This is a genomic window from Kitasatospora sp. MAP5-34 (genome assembly GCF_029894335.1).
Lineage (GTDB): Bacteria > Actinomycetota > Actinomycetes > Streptomycetales > Streptomycetaceae > Kitasatospora.
Genome location: NZ_JARXZC010000115.1, coordinates 1 through 1,234, shown reverse-complemented (window position 1 = coordinate 1,234; position 1,234 = coordinate 1). Strand labels below are relative to the sequence as shown.

The 1,234-nt window shown below is 73.3% G+C and carries 1 protein-coding gene; it reads left to right on the top strand.

Features of this window, described 5'->3' with window-relative positions; translation table 11 throughout:
- Window positions 1–1,234 (top strand): anthranilate synthase family protein (locus P3T29_RS32625; RefSeq protein ID WP_280720299.1); only part of this gene is annotated, 1,234 nt, incomplete at both ends.

The following is a 1,234-nucleotide window of genomic DNA, read 5'->3' as shown; positions in this document are numbered from 1 at the left end:
GGCCCCACCATCGGCTCGCTGCTGGACTTCCTGCACGACCCCAAGGAGCTGGAGGAGCTCACCATGGTCGTCGACGAGGAACTCAAGATGATGTGCACCGTCGGCGACCTCGGCGGCCAGGTCCTCGGCCCGCGCCTGAAGGAGATGTCCCACCTCGCCCACACCGAGTACGAACTGCGCGGCCGGACCTCGCTGGACGTCCGGGAAGTGCTCAGGGAGACCATGTTCGCGGCCACCGTCACCGGCAGCCCCGTGCAGAACGCCACCCGCGTCATCAAACGCCACGAACCCACCGGCCGCGGCTACTACGCGGGCGCGCTCGCCCTGATCGGCCGCTCCGCCAGCGGCGGCCAGCAGCTCGACTCACCGATCTGCATCCGCACCGCCGACATCGACCCGCAGACCGGCCGCCTCGTCGTCCGGGTCGGCGCCACCCTCGTCCGCCACTCCGACCCCGACTCCGAAGTCGCCGAGACCCACGCCAAAGCCGCCGGCGTCCTCACCGCCATCGGCGCCCGCCCCGCCCCCACCCGGCCCGCCCGCTCCCAGGACGGCCCCCGCCTCGCCGACGACCACCGCGTCCAGACCGCGCTGGACAGCAGGCGCGCCAACCTCGCGCCCTTCTGGCTCCGGATGCAGCAGCCCGCCCCCACCGGCGAGCTGGACACCCTGGTGGTGGACGGCGAGGACACCTTCACCTCCATGCTCGCCCACCTGCTCACCTCCCTCGGCCACCACGTCACCGTGCTCCGCTACGACACCCCCCACCTGCGCTCACGAGTGGCCACACACACCGGCCCACTGGTGCTCGGCCCCGGCCCCGGCGACCCCGCCGACCCCACCGACCCCAAGATGGCCCTGCTCCGCCCGATCGTCACCGACGCCCTGGCGGCCGTCCGCTCCGGCCGGCGCACCGCGCCCCTGCTCGCCGTCTGCCTCAGCCACCAACTGCTCGCCGCCGAACTCGGCCTGCCACTCGCCCGCAAGGCCGTCCCCCACCAGGGCGCCCAGGAGACCATCGACCTGTTCGGCACCCGACAGACCGTCGGCTTCTACAACACCTTCACCGCCCGCTGCACCGACTCCGACGCCACCCGGCTGGCCCTGCTCGGCATCGAGACCTCCCGCGACCCCGCCACCGGCGACATCCACGCCCTGCGCGGCCCCGGCTTCGCCGGACTCCAGCTCCACCCCGAGTCGGTCCTCACCCACGACGGCATCGGCATCGTCGCCG